The sequence below is a fragment of the Ferroacidibacillus organovorans genome (assembly GCF_001516615.1).
GTDB lineage: Bacteria > Bacillota > Bacilli > Alicyclobacillales > SLC66 > Ferroacidibacillus > Ferroacidibacillus ferrooxidans_B.
Window position 1 is genome coordinate 106,245 of the sequence record NZ_LPVJ01000009.1, and the last position, 18,414, is coordinate 124,658.

The window sequence follows — 18,414 nt, forward strand, 5'->3', positions numbered from 1 at the left end:
ATAGGGGGTGAATAGGATGGGTGCACATCGCCCAATTGAAACAGGGCAAGAGGCTCGCGCATTCATTGCATCGCGAAATGTGTTCGGTGTAAAGCCCGGACTGTCGCGCACCACGTGGCTTCTTGATGCGATGGGCCATCCAGAGCGCGGATTGCGCTTTCTTCATGTGGCAGGAACAAACGGCAAAGGCTCGACGTGTGCGTTTCTCTATGCGATCTGCGAAGCGGCAGGCTATCGAACAGGGCTTTACACATCGCCATCGCTCGCAGGTTTTGAAAATCGCGTCGTGGTGCATGGAGTACCCATCAGCGAAGACCGCCTTGTGCATTACACGCGTGCGATTGCATCTGCCATCGCTTCGTTGGAGCCCGATTCACCGCTTCAGCCGACCGCTTTTGAAGTGACGACCGTTCTTGCCTTTTGTCATTTTGCCGATCAAAAGGCAGATGTGGTCGTTCTGGAAACGGGACTGGGTGGCCGGTATGACGCAACGAATGTAATAACGCCCATCGTAAGCGCGATCACAAACGTCTCCATGGATCATATGGAGATACTTGGGGATACCATAGAAATGATTGCCAGCGACAAGGCGGGAATCATCAAACAGAGCAGGCCTGTGGTTACGGCGGCACGTGGTTCGGCACTTCAAGTCATCGCAGACACTGCACGAAAAATGAATGCCCCTCTCATGATTTATGGGAAAGACTTTTGGGCTGTTGAAGAAGAGCATTCACTTTCACAGCACCGCTTTTCGTATTGGGGTAAGCGGCGCGATCTCGTAGGCGCTAATCTCTCACTTCTTGGCGCCCATCAAGTGATCAATGCGAGTGTGGCGCTTGCAATCATAGAACTCGCGAGAAATGCGGGATTTGATATTTCAGATGATGCGATTCGTGCGGGACTGCGCCAGACCGCCTGGCCTTTGCGGTTTGAAGTGGTCGCGAGCAATCCGCCGCTCCTTCTTGACGGTGCCCACAACGAAGCTGGCGCGATTGCGTTACAATCGACGTGGGAATCTCTGTGCCTGCCTAAGGGCATCCTCATTGTCGGCTGTTTAAGAGAAAAGGACATCTCGGCAATGATTCCGCACTTTTCCGCCATTGCCAAAATGGTGATCGTCACACAGCCTACGCAACCGCGTGCGCTTGATGCGGATGAACTCAAGCGGGCATTTCAAAAGAGTCAAGGTACACTCTCTGTCACGGTGGCTGATTCTATCGCAGACGCACTCTCTCAAGCACTCGCTACGCGTGTGGGGAAAACTCCGATTTGCGTGACAGGCTCACTCTATACGGTGGCAGAAGCGCGGGCACTGATTCAGGCGGAGGGTGACAGAGCAGGCACTGCGAATGTATTTTAGCTAGGTCTTTTTGCATTTTTATTTTTATCGTTAAGTTAAGAGGTGGAGTATGTGACAGAATTCGAGTCGATCGAACGAAAAATGGATCATCCCCATGTGCATTTTATCGGAATCGGCGGGGCTGGCATGGGTACGATTGCGAGCATTCTGCTTGATCGGGGCTACCTTGTTTCCGGTTCTGATGTGACCGCGCATGATTATACAAAAAGACTGGCCGCCAGAGGTGCGACGGTTTATCTCGGCCATCGGACGGAGCAAATTGAAGGCGCGCAGATTGTCGTGTACTCGACGGCGGTCCCGGATGATAACGTTGAACTTGTAGCTGCTCGCGCGGCGCAGATTCCTGTGCTTCATCGATCGCAGATGCTTGCTGAGGTCATGAAACTCGGATCGGGAATCGCGGTTGCCGGGGCGCACGGAAAGACGACGACGACATCGATGATTGCGTATATTCTTGAGAGTGCAGGACTTGATCCTACCTTCTTGGTCGGCGGTGTGGTGTCAAATCTTGACACAGGGGCGAAGGCCGGACACAGTGAATGGGTCATTGCAGAAGCGGATGAGAGCGACGGCAGTTTTTTGAATTATCGACCAACCATTGCGGTTGTCCTCAATATCGAAGCAGACCATCTTGAACACTATCAAGGACGCGTCGAGAATTTAGAGGCTGCGTATGGGAAATTTATGCGGCTCGTTCCCGCAGACGGATTGCTCGTTACAAATGCAGAAGACGTTGTGGTTAGACGCCTTCTCGCAGAAGTCTCGTGTGAGGTAAAGACAGTCTCAGTGTGTGAAGCGGACGCCAATTATTACGCGTGTGAGATTTCGCGCCATGCGCGCGGGAGTACTTCGACGATTGTCGGCGATGGAAGAATCCTTGGCACGCTAACCCTTCACGTACCCGGAGATCACAACATTTATAATGCGCTTTGCGCATTTGCAGTCGCTCTGCGCACAGGTGTGCCATGTGATGTGGCATTGCGCGCGCTTGCAGAGTTTCGCGGAGCGCTTCGCCGCTTTCAGGTGTTGCATGACGATCACGGAATTTTAATTGTGGATGATTATGCACACCATCCAACGGAGATTCGCGCGACGCTGGCAGTTGCTCGCGAGACGGGACGCCGGGTGGTCGCTGTCTTTCAGCCACAGCGATACACTCGGACATTCCATTTGTTCAAGGAATTCACAGAAGCGTTTGCCGATGCGGATGATGTATTGATCATGGACATCTACTCTCCAGTTGGTGAGCAGCCCATCGCCGGCGTGACGGCGAGCCGTTTGGTGGATGGGATCAGGGAGTGTAGCCAGGCGGCTGCCAAATATTGCAGAACACGGGATGATGTGATTGCGTATTTGAAGGAGCATGTACGTGAAGGCGATCTTGTATTGACAATGGGGGCAGGCGACGTGTGGAAGATCGGGGTTGAGCTTTCCTCCTGGTTTGATCAACAAGTTTTCGCACAAGTCGAACCGGATGTGGTGTAAAGAGAATGAGGCAAAACCCGGACACTTCGTGTTCGGGTTTTTTGTCGATCGGGAAGGTATTTAGGGATTCTTGTCGAACAGTCTTTTGTATAGTAGACTTAAGCACTAAATGAAATTATCACGATACGAACGCAGGGATCTTCATGTCATTTGCAGAATATCCTCAGCTAGTTATTTTTTTATCAATTTATGTTTTTGTTGTCGGTATTTTTGGGGGTTCTTTTTTGAGTGTGGTTGGCATTCGTTTGCCGCGTGGGATGTCAATTGTTCATCCACGTTCGCATTGCGACGCTTGCGGCCGCCCTCTAGCATTTTATGAATTGATTCCCATTTTCTCTTACGGAGTCATGCGGGGAGCGTGTCGCACGTGTGGTGTAAGAATTCCTGCGAGGTATATTATTTTTGAAGTTCTCGCAGGCGCGTTAGCGTTATACACGTTATGGCACGAGCCGACGTGGTCATTACGCATTTCATGGTGGCTGTTATGGTCTCTTTTACTTGTGACAAGTCAAACTGATTTGGAAGCGATGATTGTTCCGAATGTGATCAGTTATCCTTCGGCAGCACTTTTTCTAATGATCAGTGTCGTTTTGCACACGAGAACAATTTCGAGTGCGATTATGGGAATGGCTGTTGGCTTTTTACTTATTGCAGGGATCCATATCCTTTCAAAAGGGAAGATGGGACTTGGTGATGCCAAACTGTATTTAAGTATCGGAGCCGTTTTAGGACCTTATGAAACACTATTTTCTTTGATTGCAGCGTCTATGCTTGGAACCGTGATTGGATATACTCTACGTTATCTAGGAAGACTCAAACCACGTCAAGCGATCCCCTTTGTTCCGTTTATCTCCGGCGGTGTCTTATTGACATCGCTTATTGGCAAACTTGTAATTAACTGGTATTTCCATTTGCTTCATGTGCCGCTTCAGTAAATAGACAAGTTGGGACAAATGAGGGATAGAGATGAGTGAAGAGAAAAAACGCCTCGGTGACATTCTTGTTGAGGCAAATTATTTGACTCTGGCTCAAGTGGATGAAATCCTTCTTGCGCAAAAATCAACAAAAGAACGTTTTGGAGATTTGATCATCCAAAAAGGCTATTTGACCGAGACTCAATTAATTGAAGTGCTTGAAATTCAATTGGGGATACCGCATGTCCTTTTATATCGCGTGGAGATTGATATGTCGATTGTACACCTTGTACCGGAAGGGTTGGCTCGACGATTTTTAGTATTTGCCTATCGTAGAATCAAAAACCGCTTGACTGTCGCGATGAATAACCCGCTTGATTATGATGCGATTGAAGAACTTCGGATAAGTACGGGATTTTCAATTGACCCTGTGATTGCATCAAAGTCGGAAATTGAGCTGTTTATCGATCGCTATTATGGACTTCAGGAATCGGTTGAAGAATTACTCGCTGTGACACCAAAAGAAGAGACGCTTGTCGATGCGGTTACGGCCAGCGATTCACCTATCGTGCGCCTTGTCAATCAATTTATTGCGCACGCCGTGGTTCAGCGAGCGAGTGACATTCACATCGATCCGCGTGAGAGCAGCGTTTTGATTCGGTATCGCGTGGATGGGATTTTGCGTACAGAGCAAACGCTCCCACGCTCTATGCAGCCGATGATTGCAGCTCGCATCAAGATCATGGCGGGTTTGAATATCGCGGAACGGCGGATGCCGCAAGATGGTCGAATGCAGGTGGATCTCGATGTGGGAAGCATTGATGTTCGCGTTTCGACGATGGCGACATTGCACGGTGAAAAATGTGTGTTGCGCCTTCTAGATGCACGCAATGCGGTGCTGAGTCTTTCTATGTTAGGAATGTCTGAACGCAACGCAATGCATTTCAAAGAATTGTTGAGGTCGCCAAACGGAATCATCCTCTTGACGGGGCCGACTGGAAGTGGAAAGACTTCTACACTCTACGCGGCACTTCAATCACTTGCGGGACCTGAAAAAAATATTATTACAATTGAAGATCCTGTCGAGTATTCACTAAGTGAAATCAACCAGGTTCAGGTGCAAACAGGAATTGGCATGACATTCGCACGCGGACTCCGCGCAATCTTGCGTCAGGATCCGGATGTGATCATGGTGGGAGAAATTCGCGACAGTGAAACCGCTGAAGTTGCAGTTCGGGCGGCACTTACGGGTCATCTTGTCTTTAGCACTTTGCACACGAATGATGCGATAAGTAGTGTGACGCGTTTGATAGATATGGGAATTGAACCCTTTCTTGTCGCATCTTCCGTTGCAGGTCTTGTCAGTCAGCGTCTTGTTCGAAGAATTTGCGATGTGTGTAAGAGAGAGGTTTCACTCACGACTGCGGAAGAGACTTGGCTGAATGACCGAGGTTATCACCAAGTTCACATGTATGTGGGCAGAGGTTGTGGGAATTGTCATATGACAGGCTATCGCGGAAGGATAGCGCTACATGAGGTTGTGCGAGTTGATGACGGGTTGCGAGAATTGATTTTAAAGCGTCAAAGCGACGCGACATATCGAAAATACCTCACATCCAATAACTATCAAACGCTTCTAGACGACGGGCTTGATAAGGTCAGCTTGGGAATAACTACGCTTGCAGAAGTCCTTCGGGTTTGTCTGAGGGATTCGTGAGTGGCATGAAAGGGTGAAAGCGATGAAAGATATTCGGGATATTTTTCGTGAGGCACATGCTCGAACAGCGTCAGATGTTCATATTTCTGTCAATGCGGCCCCTGTATTTCGCATTCACGGTGAATTGGTGGCAGAGGGTGATAAACTCTCTCCACAAGATACAGAGACGATGGCGAGAACATTATTAAATGAAATTCAATGGGATATGTTTCAGACACGCGGCGATTTTGATTTCTCCTATAGTTTAACAAATGTTTCGCGATTTCGTGTGAATGTGTATCGTCAGCGAAGTTGTATCAGCATAGCCGCGAGAATTATTCCGACGGTTGTTCCAACGCTTGATGAATTGCGTATGCCTTCTGTTATCAAATCGCTTACGATGAAGCATCACGGTTTGATTTTGGTGACTGGACCGACTGGAAGTGGAAAATCGACAACGCTTGCCGCGATGATTGATCACATTAATAAAACTCAACGAAAGCATGTGATCACACTTGAGGACCCAATAGAATACCTTCACCGTCATAACTTGTCGATGATTGATCAACGGGAGATGGGTTCAGACAGCAGAGATTTTTCCAGCGGGTTGCGCGCGGCGCTCAGGCAAGACCCGGATGTGATTCTCGTAGGGGAGATGCGCGATCTGGAAACGATACGCACGGCAATTACTGCATCTGAAACGGGACATCTCGTATTAGCTACACTCCATACGAGTGACGCGGTGCAGACGATGGATCGCATCATTGATTCATTTGCGGCGGGTCAGCAAATGCAAGTGCGTGCACAGTTGTCTGCTGTTTTGATTGGCGTGATTTCACAGCGATTGTTTCCGATGCGAGAGGGTAAAGGACGAACGGCAGCGCTTGAGATTTTGATGAATACGCCTGCCATTGCAAATTTGATACGCACAGAGAAGACACACCAGATTCGGTCATCCATGCAAATGGGGCGAGCATATGGAATGCAAACAATGGAAATGCATGTGAGGGAATTGATTCGCGATGGGCAAATCCATGAGGATGCGCTCGCTATAGTCAACGTGGTTTAAGAGAGGGGAGCGGCGTGTGCACTATGCGTATCGCGGGATGGCGCAGGATGGAAAAATTCTGAACGGTCGTGTTTCGGCAATGAACCAGACGGAGGCGGTGCGCATGCTGCGTGACCGCGGAATTATTGTATTGCGAATTCGTGAAAGCATGCACAGACACGTGATGAGGTTTTCCGCTGTCAAGCAGGTATTTGGCACGGAAATTCGAATTGGGAAAAAAGTGAATAGTGGAGAGATGGCCTTATTTGTTCGACAACTCTCAGCGCTCATGAGAGCCGGTGTCATTCTTGCTGAGGCAATACGCATTCTTATAGATCAGATGACGAATCGAGCCTTTAATAAAGCGCTTCAAGCGATTGCGGTAGAGATTCAAAAAGGGAATCAATTGTCACAAGCGGCGTCAGAGCATCGTGAAATTTTCTCCCCGCTCTTTATCAACATGGTGCGGGCAGGGGAGATTTCTGGAACGCTTGATATTATATTGGAACGACTAGCTGTTTTTTTTGAAAAAGAATATTACGCATCAGAAAAAATGAAATCAGCGATGACCTATCCGTTGCTTGTAGGGATTGTGTCGGTTGGAGTGACAATCTTTCTACTGGTAGGAATTATCCCGACTTTCGTTGGAATGTTTCAGAACTACCATATGAAATTGCCGCTTGCAACAAGAATTGTATTAAGTACCTCCCAGTTTTTAAAAGGTGAATGGTATGTGCTTCTTATTCCGCTTCTACTTTTCTCTGTTTTGTATCGCTATGCGATGCGCAAAGCACGCTGGCGCTATGTCAGGGATTACGTTTTGTTTCGCATACCGGTGTTTGGTGAATTGCGTAAAAAAACAGCGATGGCAAGAATCGGACGCACGTTAAGCACATTATTTGCAAGCGCAGTACCTGTTTTGCAAAGTATTCAACTGACATCTGATATTCTAGATAATGAGGTTATTGCGCGAGACCTAAAACAGTGTTCGAATCGTTTAACGCGTGGAGAAACGCTGTCTGAACCACTCGCGGAGAGTAAATTATTTCCGCCAATGTTTGTACACATGGTACGTGTGGGTGAAGAGACCGGGAATTTGGACTCAATGCTCTCAAAAGTGGCAGACTTTTATGAATCGGAGACGGAGTCAATGGTCGAGCGATTAAAATCACTTGTAGAACCTCTTACGGTGTTGGGCCTTGCCCTCGTCGTTGGTACGATCGTGACGTCTGTTATTCTACCGATGTTTTCGATCTATCAGCAGGTAGGCACGTTACAGTAAAATCGATGAAGGAGGTGATGCGTGGCGTAGGCATTTGAAGTTAATTGTAAATTTATATCATCCATACCATTTGAAAGGAAGAATACGCATGGAGTCAATTCGGAAAAAATGGTTGAAAATCACCTCATCTGTCGGAGAGCAAGGTGTCACCCTCATTGAATTGCTCGCGGTTGTCGTCATTCTGGCAATCATCGCAGCAATTGCAATTCCAGTCGTCCTAAATTCGATCGTTCAGGCAAAAGTGAACACGACAAAGCAGGACATGGCAATCATCACAGAAGCACTCGATCGCTATGCCACATTTCATGATGGACAGTTCCCTAATCCTTCATCATTCGCGTCAGGAACTACTTTATCGACGATTCTCACGTCAGGAACTGCCGCAACAGGTACTTCGACTTCTTTTGGCGGGCCTTATTTGCAATCACTGCCGCAAGACGCCTGGGGTAATGATTTTTATTACGGTACTTCTTCAGGGGGGCATACATTCGTTCTCGCGACACTGGCATCGGTATCTGGTTCTACTATGTTGGCCTCAGCTGCAACCCCGGCGACTGGTGACAGTGCCTTGTATGTGACAAGTAGCAATTCGACCCCACAAACAGGTGCATTTTCTGGTACATCGACGAGTTCGAACATAACAAGGATCTACGATGCTGGAAGCGGAAATTGATCGCCCGAAACTGAAATAACGCAGCTTGTTTTAAACGATTAGGGAATGGGATGAACACCATGGCAAAAACGCGTGTAGGTTTGCATCTTGATGTACACGGCTTACGATGGACTTCGATAAAGTACACCCGGAGCGGTGTGATGCTGTTGGAAAAATACGCGCGTAAAAGCAGTGAAAAAGTGTATGAAGAAAGGGCAATATCAGCAGAGGTTCAAGCATTTGCTCGTGAGATCAAAGGGAACGGTCTTTTAGGTGCAAAAACTGTGATTGGGTTGGCAAATCATCAGTTTATCGTACGCTATGTGACTGTTCCTGCGGTCCCTGATCAATATCTGAGATCGCTGATCCAAAATGAACTTGGTCACTCCATTCATTTGCCGTTTGAGGATGCCTTGTTTGACGCTGTTGCGGTGCCACCGCTCACCGAAATTGATCCCAAAATGACAACCGTCTGCTTGATCGCCGCACCACGTGAATATGTGGATCAGAGCGTGGAATTGGCAAAACAAGCGCAGTTGCAACCGGTTGCAGTTGATATTCCACCACTTGCTTTGTATCGTTTCGCTTCACTTGGATATGAAAAAGCTTGTTTTTATACATTGATTCACGTTGAGATGAGTGAGATGTCTATCAGCATTTTTCGACAGGGATTTCTCTATTTTTATCGAAATTTGGAATTGATGTGGGACGAAAGATACGATAGTTCATCCGAACAATTTGCAAGTATGCTTGTATCTGAGATTGAACGCATGATTAATTTTTTTCTAATGTCCTTTTCTGGGATATCGCTACAAAAGAATGTATATCTGCTCTATTCTCAATTCACTATGCATGAATTTTTAAGAAATAGTCTTACAAATGATGGGGTATCTGAGTTTGTGGATCTCAGAGATCTTCCGTACACCCTGTCACCGAAAGATCAAACTCAGAAGTGGAAAGTCTCTGCAAGTGATTGGCGTCAGATCGTGGCACGCACACCTGTATCTGAGTTTGTGTCGCTAGGTCTCGCATGTAAGGAGGTTGCGCGTTGAATATCAATCTTCTGCCGAGACAATCCCTCTGGGAACGTTGGCGATCGTTTGTGCTTCTTACGGCAATGGCCACGCTTTTGAGTGTGTCGGCAGTTGCCACAACGGTCATCATCATCGACCAATCTCGCTTACGTACGACGCAACAGACGCTGACATGGATGCTTGATCAACAATCTTCGCTTCAAAAAGAGCAAACCATTCTAAACAGCAAACTGCAATCGTATGCCACAAATATTTTGCAAGAGCAATCAGTTGGCCCGCAGTGGCTGATCCAATCTGTCATCTCAGAATTCATGAGCAGTTTACCACCTGGTGCTCAAATCAATTCCCTATCTTATAACGGAAACTCGTTGATGATTTTGGGAACAGCCTCAAATCTTTTAGAAATTGCGCAATTCGAATCGAAACTCACGATTATAAACAGTGTACAATCTGTATTTATACAATCTTTATCATCAATCCAAGCGAACCATTTTTCATTTACGATGGCGGTGCAACTGAAAGGGGCGGCAAAAAATTTACCATGATACGATCTCGATCGTTGCGCAACTTGTTTTTTGTTTTTCTGATTACTGTAGTTTTGATTGGAACATTCCTTAGTTTCAATCTGCGAGTTTCACAGAACGAACATGCCATCTCGTCGCTGCAAACTCAAATCATGTCGCAGCTTTCACAAATTGCCCAGCAGAATCAATGGCTAAAGAACGATCATCATTCAAGGCATTTTGGCAAGCGCTTGGAAACGGGCAACGCACAGACAAAATGGATTCAACTTTTATATCAATTTGCAGGCAACACAAATGTACAGATCCAGAGTGTAACGTTTACATCCGCTGAAAATGGTTTGAACACTAAGATGAATACAAGTCTGCGCGGATCACCACCCCAGAGTGTGTCGAATCTGACGATTCAATTGTCACTCTACGGTCAACGCGCTAAACTCTTGCAATTTATTCAAGATGTGCAGACGGTACCGTGGATTACTGGAATTACATCTGTAAATTTATCACTCTCTGTGGCAGGGCCTTCCCAAATGAATGTTACGTGTGTTGTACCATATGAGACTTAATCGATCAGAAAGTTTCGTCACGACGCAGAAAGTTTGGATTGTTCAAGATGGACTTACGCTATTGGAAACATTGGCTAGCGTTGTCGTACTCTCAATCTTCTCAACGGTGCTTTTTCTTGTATTAAATTTCTTTCTTTATAATGAGCAACTCTCGATTCAGGAACAAGAAGCAACAATGCTCGCCAATCAACAGTTTACGATTATGGCTCAACAAGGGGCACTGCGAACGCTACAAACGACCGCTTCGCAGACGGTAAACTACAACGGAACAACCTTCCGTATCGCGTTAAAAAATCTCACATCAATAGAGCCTAGCTATGCAAACGGATTGGTTGATGTGGAGGTGACCGTTTCATGGGTGACAAGTTTTCGGGGATCGGTGATGACGGAAAAAATTTCTTTAAAACAACTTTTTATCAGGTGATCCATAAAATGAGACTTTTGCAATGTCGCGCTGTAGAAATGTTTCAGCGTGGCATGACGTTACTTGAGCTTTTGGCGGCTCTTGTCATTTCAACACTTATACTAGGCGTCATCCTTTTTATCTTTTCATTCGAAATATCCAGTTTTAATACGGTCATATCAAGACAGCATGTTTATACAAGTCTTGATTTAGTAGAGTCACAACTCCAACAGTTTGTACAAAATATGACATCAGGTTCAGCGCATGTAAGCGCGGTTGGTGTTTTGCAAGGAACGAATGTTTACGGGGAAAATGTGGAACTTCGAATGACTCGCTTGACAAATGGACAAGTCACCTTCCAAGAAAGCGAATTTACTTCTTCTGGAACACGGATAAAACGAGTGACATGGAATACCCCTTTTGTCAGTTTTGCGAATTCATCGATCACTGTACAAAACAACATCATTAGGTTTCATCTCGATGTAACTGCAATGGACACTCCCGTCGTCTTTCGTGCAGTACAAAATGTTCAATATGTAGCTGGAGGTGGGTACTAGATGAGCCGCTTAACGTTCCGTCAAGAAGGGTCCACTTTCTTGACAGTGCTTATTGCGATCGTCATGTTGACGCTTCTTTTGACTTCATTTTTTGGACTAACAATTCAACAGATAATGTATTCGCATCAGCTCAAGAATAACGAACAGGCCCTTTCAAATGCGCGCAGTGGGTATGTGGCGGCATATCACGAGTTACATGCGTTATGGAGCACGGCGACTGCAAAGAATTTCTCTTTATCATTTGATGTTGCGCGAACAACGCTCTTGTCGGTTGAAGCTTCTTGGATCGCTTGGGCGAATACGCTCAACACTACCCAACATTTTTTTCACTTGACCATCACGTATGGTCCGAGTTCATTTACATCAAATTCCAGTTCTTTAGTTTTTGATCAAATGGAGCTTCAATCAACGGGTTTCTCTGGGAATCTATCGAGCACATTAAAAGGTGCTGTTTTATTTTCTGGAATGCTTCCGATGAGCAGTGATGCAATTTACACGACTGGAGATTTGCATATCTCGGGTGGACTAAAGATTGTGGGGAATGTGGCAGTAGGAGGATCACTTATTTTGCATCAGAGTGATTCGTCTGATTTTCCGTATTTAAGCGCGCCTTATACGCTTGCAGTGGCTCGTGATATCGGTTTGTGGGGCAAATCAGGTATCCTCCCGATTGCGCCGTCCAATATCTCAAGCTATTTTTCGGGGGTCTCTCACGTGGGTGTTTTTTCTTCCACCTTACAGCCGTCATTTTCAGCTATTCTTAAACAAGGGGCGTTTGAGATTCAGAAACAAAAAAACGCACTTTATCTTGGTCGCCCTCGTGAGCTCTCGCCGAATATGCGCGGTTTTGTTCATGTGACGAAGAGCGGCGTCACAACGCATGCGCGCAATTTTATAGTAAAAAACCCATTATTTATACAAGGGAATTTTATTATCAAGAGAGGAACGACATTGACGCTTCTTCAGCCGATGTATGTCAGCGGAAATCTTACCGTATATGGTAAGATTTACGGTGATTCCGCGATCTTTGTAAACGGTAGAAGTGAATTTTTTAATCTCTCACAAAGCGAAGGCGATCAAGGGGATGGGATGCGATTTGAACTTTTTTCATACGGTCCCATTACACTTTCGCAAGGCCGCCAGAAGGGGAATGAACAATATTCTCCGACGAGAATGAACGCCTATCTGGAAAGTGCCTCTAAAGTATCCTTAAGCAACATGACAGGAGGATTCTACCTCTCGGGTGGTATTGAGGCACAGAGCGTCAGCATCGATGCTAGTGTCGTAAATCATCCGAAAATCCATCCTGGTGATGGTGATTTGCAATTTAATAGTACTCGTGCGACTGATTTGACTAAAAATGTAACGATTGCTTTTGATAATCGGTTTTTTACGAATCCTGTCACAGGTAACCCAACTTTTCCTGACTTGGTTTTGCAACCGATGGCGCAACCAGCGCTGCTTCCATAGCGTAGTCGGTGTGAAGCCCTTTTTCGTCAATTACCAAATTAAACCATTGCTCTCTTTTCAGTCTATCGCTATACTACGAATTGTCTTTAAGGCAGTTGGCGCTGTCAGATGCAATACCCTTTTCCGTAGCCATACTACTGGAAAAGAGGTGTTTCAGTGCAGAAGTTCCGCCGAATGCGGTTGGGTATCGCCACCACGTGCGCTGCGCTTCTGGCGCTTGGCGTAACGACGGGGATGAGTCCTTACCGATCGGTGACCGTGTCCGTGGATGGGAAAGTGACGACGGGTGGCACATACGCCACGGAGTCTGTTGTGAAGTATCTCGCATCCCAACACGTACATGTAGCCGGTTATGATTTGGTTGAACCAGCAAGAGCGACACTCCTTCAAAACGGAATGAAGATCGTTGTCGTCAGGGCGTTGCCGATTCTCCTGACCGTTGGGAATCATCGTCCTACAGTCGTCCATACGTTAGTACATAACGTAGGCGACTTGCTTCACCAACTGAGGATTAAACTGGGACCCGAGGATTCTGTCAGCGCACCTCTCCGTGCTCCACTTACACGAGGCATGAAGGTTCGTGTCATCCGCGGGCGTTCGGTTGTTCAGTCGATGATGCAGTCGATTGCCTACTCGACCATTCGTCAATCGAGCAACAATTTTGTCACTGGCACAAATGTTGTAGCGCGTCAAGGACAAAATGGGTTGGTCAGAGTGACAGTCACCAAATATTTTCGTAATAACCGTTTGGTGCGCAGTGTTCGCCATCAGACGGTCATAAGACAGCCCGTATCTGAACTCATCGATGTGGGGACGGCGCAACCTGCGCCAACACCTGCCCCTGTGGTGAGTTCACGCAGCGACTCTTCGCTTGTGACAAGTCAAGTCGTCACCATGATTGCAACTGCCTATTCCAATCCAGGTGGCCGAACCGCTACGGGTCAGCCCGCTGGATATGGAGACATCGCAGTCGACCCAAGCGTGATCCCATTGGGAACGAAGCTTTACATTCCAGGGTATGGCTATGGTGTTGCAGATGATACAGGTGGTGCTATTCAGGGGTATCGCATTGATCTGTGTTTTAACTCTGTCTCGCAGGCGATCGATTATGGTCGTCAGGTCGTTAAAGTGTATATTCTCGGCAAGTAGGGGGATATCAAGAGACAGTGGCATACAGATTCAGACAGCGCCGCAAGACGGAGGGAGCCACGAGGCTCCCCTGATTTTTTAAGGAGCGAAAAATTTATGAAAGAAATCAAGACGCGCGATGATCTGACTGTGCTTATGCAGCAGTCAGATTCAGTGCTTCTTTTTAAGCACAGTACAACCTGACCGATCAGCGCTACGGCGTTCGATCAGGTGATCGAGTATGAGAATCATGCAGAAGTCCCTGTTGCGATGGTAAAAGTCATCGAGTCGCGAAATCTCTCTCTGTCACTAGCGGATGAATTTGGTGTGTCTCACGCCTCGCCTCAAGTGATTTTAATACAGCGCGGGAAAGCGGTATGGCACACGTCGCATTATAAGATAAAGGATGCGTCCATAACGACAGCGATTGAAAATATGAAAAATACGTAAGACATCCTCCCGCTTGGCATGTATGAAAAACAGGATCATCGAGTAAAGCGATGATCCCGTTTTTGCGAGTGCAAATGACAATCGGTCATAAATTCTGAAGACTAAAGGCGAGTGGCGCGAGAATGACGGTGGCGAGCGCTGTAAGAAGCAGCGTTGCTTCTTCCGTTTGTCCGATCAGGTGGGCGTGTGCAGCGAGTGCCGCCACGGCGATCACGAGTGTAAAGCGTGTGGAGAGCAACATGCCCGCCGCGAATGTTTCACGCCAGGTAAACTCAAAGCGCATGCTGAGCGAGCCGATGATTTTGACTGCAAAAGCGAGAAGGAGATAAAGCGGCAGATGACCTGCCACTCGATCGATACGCGCGTGGGTTAAGGTGAGAGACATTCCGGTTGAGATGAAAAAAAAGGGCAGGAAAAGGGAGTAGCCGAGCGTCTCTAACCTTTTGCGAAGAATTTCGTGTTGATCTCGCGCAAGCCATGAACACACAATTCCTGCCGTAAATCCGGCAAGGATTGATTCGGCACCGATGACACGTGCTGTCGCACCACAGATCATGACGATGGTGAGTGCGCCGCGCACGCCAAATGCGCTACGTCGCGCGAAGGGAATGCGACCGCGCATGCCACGCAAGAAAAGACGGCTCACAAAGTAGAGGAGAAATCCCAAGCTCGCCATGGTGATGAGTTGCATAGGAATGCTAAAGGGAGTCGGTCGCGTTGGAAGCGCAATGCCAATCAAGGTGGCAGTCGCAATGTCTGCGGTTACGGCGGTGAGGAGAATCAGTTGCCCAAAGCGTGACGCAGAGAGTCCGCGTTCGTGAAGGACGGGTACCAGGATGCCAAGGGATGTCGTCGCAAAGATAAACGAGCTAAGCAGTGGATCGGATGACCATCCAAGATGAATAAGCAAACGCCCTGCCAGAATCGAGAGCGCTGCGGTCTGCGCAAAGATCGAAAAAATGAGCAAATAAGAGATGCGGGCCGTTTCATTGTTTCCTCTTTTGGATGGGCGAATCTCCAGTCCCGCCAAAAACATGAGATAGAGCAGTCCGAGTGAAGACGCGTCGTGAAACCAGCTGGGGATAGGAAGTGCATGCAGTCCTGATTTGCCAAGGGAGATGCCAAGCAGTAACTCGAGAACGGCTGTTGGCAGGCGGAGTTTGGGAAACAAGGCGGTAAAGGTCGATGCGGCGATTGCAATCACGCAAATCAAAGCAAACAGGACAAAAGGTTCCGTGTGCATGCGAAACCTCCTTATGAGTTTGTACGTCTTCTGGACAGGCGTCTCTTCTATCAACTCTATGCATTTCGATCTCCTTTCCATGCCATTCATAGATTCACGCAATGAGTCATAGAATCTAGCAACGACATATGACCTAAGGTGATCAATGATGGCGCGATGGACCTATGTAAAGACGTGGGATGGACGATTTGAAAAAATGATAGAAACGCCGAGAAATTCCATGGATCATGCGATTCGCGAAGTGGCGACAACCGCCACTGCAGCGTACGTTCGCCGCCGCGCAAGAAAAAATGTGCTGGGGTTTCATCTGGGCGCTCGCCGTGCGCGTCATGTAAAACGGCAAACTCATGCGCAAAAACCTGTGCAAACACTGGGAGATGTCATTCTATACGCGCTTGCCATCGGACTTTTTCTTGGCGCGCTTTTGACGGCGCTTTTGCACAGCCTGCCGGTGAGCAAAACGGAACAAAACGCACAGAAACTCACGCAATCTCTTTCCTCTGCTTGGATAAAAGAGGCTGTAGCGGCACATGCGTTTATTTTGCCGAATGTTTCCGTCTATCTGTACCAGTCTGGCTTGTACGGGAATCGCGTGCGTGCGCAGTCGGCAGTAAGTGATCTGGCACAAAGTGGCGTGCATGCAGTCATGGGAAATTCAAAGCCCATACCTGTCTATGTGGGAATGACACTTGCAAACCCAAAGATCACGTCGTTTTCCAGCTATTTAAACAACCGCGAAGTGCCGTTTTTTGTGAGTGAATCCTCGCTCCCTCAGCGCACCGTGCGGGCCAAGCAGGTTTCAGCCAAGCTGCTGTCACAAACTGAAGAATTATTGGTTCTTGATGTCGATCTCATGCTTTCTCTCGCGCAGCAACCAACGCTCCATCAGCAAACTCTCCTTGACTTGACACATCAGATCAAACAGGATCTTGCATACTTAAAATCAGGGGCTGGTCTCCCGTCTGCTTTCAGGCGTCAATTGTTCAATTTTCAACAGGCGGTGTGGGAAGCGGTGGATGCGCCTGGGCAGGCAGGTGTCTATCATCAGGAACTCGTAATCGAGAGGCTGGCAAAAGCATATGTCCGCTATCAACAAATCGCATCGTCCTAGAGATGCAGAGCTCTTGCGCGCGTGAGCGTGTGAAAGCATCACTTGTGAAATTTATCAAAACTCGTACAGCACTTATCAGCTTGCTCGGATTGGAGTGGGCGTGTCGAGTTCCATCTCTTATACTAGAGCCAAAACCGAACGCTTCAGGAGGATCTCTGATTGAACCGAATTCTTTTGGCTTCTACCTCACCAAGGCGAACGCAATTGCTGACACAGATTGGCATCGCGCACGAAGCTGTGGCGCCAGACTATGAAGAAGAACATACAGCGAAACTACCACCGCATGAACTAGTGATGAAACTTGCTTGCGAAAAGGCGTTAAGTGTCGCCAGGATTTACTCGAACAGTATTGTGCTTGGTGCGGATACGCTGGTCTATGATGGAGATCAGCCTCTTGGAAAACCAGCGTCTGTCGAAGAGGCAAAGGCGATGCTGCGTCGATTGGCAGGAAAAACACATGATGTCTATACAGGTGTGGCGCTTGTTCAAGCGGATACCATGCGCTGTGAAATGGATTATCGACATGTGCGTGTGACAATGCGCATGCTGCGCGATGAAGAGATTGCGTGGTATGTTAATACGGGTGAGCCAATGGATAAGGCAGGGGCGTATAGCATTCAAGGGATCGGCGCTCCATTTATCACTGAAATCCACGGAGATTTTTATGCGGTTGTTGGATTGCCGCTCTCCTTGACGGTTGATCTGTTTGCACGGTTAGAAATTTCTAATCTTCCCCTACAGGGGGGAAATGCTGAATGACCGAGCGTGGCGCGCAAGAACGTGGTACACTGATGATGGATCGACCGCTGACAGAGCGACCGCGAGAACGAATGATGCAGTACGGCGCACAGTCGCTCTCCACGAGCGAGTTGCTTGCCCTTCTCTTGGGAACGGGACGGCGCGGTGTATCCGCGCTTGATCTTGCGGATGACCTGCTCTCACGAATGGGTGGACTTCGAGAACTTTTGGAGGCGGATGTTCGCGAGTTGCGTCAAATTCCGGGCGTTGGCCGCGCGAAAGCCCTTGCCGTTCTTGCGGCGATTGAATTGGGGCGCAGGGTATCTGCACTCGGAGGTGAAGCGATCGCCAAGATTGGCTCGCCAAAGGATGCGGCGGATTATGTGATGGACAAGCTGCGCTTCCTTAAAAAAGAACATTTCTTTACGATACACCTCGACACGAAGCATCAAATCATCGGAGAAGAAACGGTGTCCGTAGGGTCCTTGAACGCTTCGATTGTCCACCCGCGCGAAATCTTCAAAACACCTTTGCGCCGCAGCGCGGCAGCAATTATCTGCGCACATAACCATCCCTCAGGCGATCCCACACCGAGTCCTGAGGATATCAGTGTGACGCAGCGTTTGGTTCGCGCTGGTTCGATTCTTGGGATCGAAGTTTTGGATCATATTGTCATCGGTGACAAACGATATATAAGCTTGCGTGAACGTGGTTTCATGGACGCGGCGATTGAAATGGAATAGACAAAGGAGCGTT

General features: G+C 47.7%; 19 protein-coding genes. 18 read left to right on the forward strand and 1 reads right to left on the reverse strand.

Features of this window, described 5'->3' with window-relative positions:
• Positions 1-16 precede the first annotated feature (16 nt).
• From ATW55_RS03495 to ATW55_RS17155, 15 genes are all read left to right on the forward strand, one after another.
• Positions 17-1,360, forward strand: coding sequence for a bifunctional folylpolyglutamate synthase/dihydrofolate synthase (locus tag ATW55_RS03495; RefSeq protein WP_067712433.1), 1,344 nt, complete (start codon positions 17-19; stop codon positions 1,358-1,360).
• Between the two features lie 81 nt (positions 1,361-1,441).
• Positions 1,442-2,845 (forward strand): UDP-N-acetylmuramate--L-alanine ligase, encoded by a 1,404-nt coding sequence (gene murC, locus ATW55_RS03500; protein ID WP_067713080.1) that lies wholly within the window; start codon positions 1,442-1,444, stop codon positions 2,843-2,845.
• A 143-nt stretch (positions 2,846-2,988) separates the two neighbouring features.
• Positions 2,989-3,780, forward strand: a complete 792-nt coding sequence (locus ATW55_RS03505; RefSeq protein WP_067712435.1) for a prepilin peptidase — start codon at positions 2,989-2,991, stop codon at positions 3,778-3,780.
• A 31-nt stretch (positions 3,781-3,811) separates the two neighbouring features.
• Entirely contained in the window at positions 3,812-5,476 is a 1,665-nt protein-coding gene (locus ATW55_RS03510; protein ID WP_067712437.1) for a GspE/PulE family protein, read from the forward strand.
• A 22-nt stretch (positions 5,477-5,498) separates the two neighbouring features.
• Positions 5,499-6,524 (forward strand): type IV pilus twitching motility protein PilT, encoded by a 1,026-nt coding sequence (locus ATW55_RS03515; protein WP_067712439.1) that lies wholly within the window; start codon positions 5,499-5,501, stop codon positions 6,522-6,524.
• A 16-nt stretch (positions 6,525-6,540) separates the two neighbouring features.
• The gene (locus tag ATW55_RS03520) at positions 6,541-7,785 is read left to right on the forward strand and encodes a type II secretion system F family protein (RefSeq protein ID WP_067712441.1); all 1,245 of its coding nucleotides are present in this window, start codon (positions 6,541-6,543) and stop codon (positions 7,783-7,785) included.
• 88 nt (positions 7,786-7,873) lie between these two features.
• On the forward strand, positions 7,874-8,458 hold the full coding sequence (locus tag ATW55_RS03525; RefSeq protein WP_067712443.1) for a type II secretion system protein GspG: 585 nt from the start codon (positions 7,874-7,876) through the stop codon (positions 8,456-8,458).
• A 59-nt stretch (positions 8,459-8,517) separates the two neighbouring features.
• Complete coding sequence (gene pilM, locus ATW55_RS03530; protein ID WP_067712445.1) at positions 8,518-9,489, forward strand: type IV pilus biogenesis protein PilM; 972 nt, start codon at positions 8,518-8,520, stop codon at positions 9,487-9,489.
• Positions 9,486-10,016 carry a PilN domain-containing protein gene (locus tag ATW55_RS03535; protein WP_067712447.1) on the forward strand — a complete coding sequence of 177 codons (531 nt, stop codon included), beginning with the start codon at positions 9,486-9,488 and terminating at the stop codon, positions 10,014-10,016. The genes pilM and ATW55_RS03535 overlap by 4 nt, the downstream gene beginning before the upstream one ends.
• 14 nt (positions 10,017-10,030) lie before the next feature.
• Positions 10,031-10,558 (forward strand): hypothetical protein, encoded by a 528-nt coding sequence (locus ATW55_RS16235; RefSeq protein WP_160327154.1) that lies wholly within the window; start codon positions 10,031-10,033, stop codon positions 10,556-10,558.
• Positions 10,548-10,982 carry a prepilin-type N-terminal cleavage/methylation domain-containing protein gene (locus ATW55_RS03545; protein ID WP_067712452.1) on the forward strand — a complete coding sequence of 145 codons (435 nt, stop codon included), beginning with the start codon at positions 10,548-10,550 and terminating at the stop codon, positions 10,980-10,982. Before ATW55_RS16235 ends, ATW55_RS03545 begins: the two co-directional genes overlap by 11 nt.
• Positions 10,913-11,518 carry a pilus assembly FimT family protein gene (locus ATW55_RS03550; protein WP_082685504.1) on the forward strand — a complete coding sequence of 202 codons (606 nt, stop codon included), beginning with the start codon at positions 10,913-10,915 and terminating at the stop codon, positions 11,516-11,518. The genes ATW55_RS03545 and ATW55_RS03550 overlap by 70 nt, the downstream gene beginning before the upstream one ends.
• The gene (locus ATW55_RS03555) at positions 11,519-12,988 is read left to right on the forward strand and encodes a type IV pilus modification PilV family protein (RefSeq protein WP_067712457.1); all 1,470 of its coding nucleotides are present in this window, start codon (positions 11,519-11,521) and stop codon (positions 12,986-12,988) included.
• A gap of 156 nt (positions 12,989-13,144) precedes the next feature.
• Complete coding sequence (locus tag ATW55_RS17075; RefSeq protein WP_067712458.1) at positions 13,145-14,137, forward strand: 3D domain-containing protein; 993 nt, start codon at positions 13,145-13,147, stop codon at positions 14,135-14,137.
• A gap of 186 nt (positions 14,138-14,323) precedes the next feature.
• Positions 14,324-14,566 (forward strand): monothiol bacilliredoxin BrxC family protein, encoded by a 243-nt coding sequence (locus ATW55_RS17155; protein ID WP_082685505.1) that lies wholly within the window; start codon positions 14,324-14,326, stop codon positions 14,564-14,566.
• 85 nt (positions 14,567-14,651) lie between these two features.
• Here the strand turns inward: ATW55_RS17155 and ATW55_RS03570 are convergent, their stop codons facing one another.
• Positions 14,652-15,809: a cation:proton antiporter gene (locus ATW55_RS03570; RefSeq protein ID WP_067712464.1), complete on the reverse strand. Its 1,158-nt coding sequence runs from the start codon at positions 15,807-15,809 to the stop codon at positions 14,652-14,654.
• 148 nt (positions 15,810-15,957) lie between these two features.
• Here ATW55_RS03570 and ATW55_RS03575 point away from each other — a divergent pair, with 148 nt between their 5' ends.
• The 3 genes from ATW55_RS03575 to radC all read left to right on the forward strand — a co-directional run bounded on the left by ATW55_RS03575 (position 15,958) and on the right by radC (position 18,401).
• The gene (locus ATW55_RS03575; protein ID WP_067712471.1) at positions 15,958-16,920 is read left to right on the forward strand and encodes a hypothetical protein; all 963 of its coding nucleotides are present in this window, start codon (positions 15,958-15,960) and stop codon (positions 16,918-16,920) included.
• Between the two features lie 159 nt (positions 16,921-17,079).
• Positions 17,080-17,679: a Maf family protein gene (locus ATW55_RS03580; RefSeq protein WP_067712473.1), complete on the forward strand. Its 600-nt coding sequence runs from the start codon at positions 17,080-17,082 to the stop codon at positions 17,677-17,679.
• The gene (radC, locus tag ATW55_RS03585; protein WP_082685507.1) at positions 17,676-18,401 is read left to right on the forward strand and encodes a RadC family protein; all 726 of its coding nucleotides are present in this window, start codon (positions 17,676-17,678) and stop codon (positions 18,399-18,401) included. The genes ATW55_RS03580 and radC overlap by 4 nt, the downstream gene beginning before the upstream one ends.
• Positions 18,402-18,414 lie beyond the last annotated feature (13 nt).